The organism is Exiguobacterium sp. KKBO11 (assembly GCF_001644945.1).
GTDB lineage: Bacteria > Bacillota > Bacilli > Exiguobacteriales > Exiguobacteriaceae > Exiguobacterium_A > Exiguobacterium_A abrahamii.
Map to the genome: position 1 here is coordinate 1 of NZ_LUCU01000049.1, position 255 is coordinate 255.

1 rRNA gene is annotated in these 255 nt (G+C 46.3%); it reads left to right on the plus strand.

The features are described 5' to 3' along the window. A 16S ribosomal RNA gene (locus tag AYO36_RS14060) occupies positions 1 to 61 on the plus strand; the annotation flags it as partial. Positions 62 to 255: the final 194 nt, after the last annotated feature.

Sequence of the window (255 nt, forward strand, 5' to 3'; positions counted from 1 at the left end):
GATTGGGGTGAAGTCGTAACAAGGTAGCCGTATCGGAAGGTGCGGCTGGATCACCTCCTTTCTAAGGAAAACGTCCCTTACGGGACATGCCCATCGTTCAGTTTTGAGAGCTCGTCTCTCAGTCTCGAAAGAGACACTCGCACCTTGAAAACTGAAGACATCAACAAGACATCAAACTTTTAATTAACCATGTCATTTAAGACGTGTGTTCTTAGAATACCAACGCTAGATCAAGGTATGAAGGGCGTACGGTGG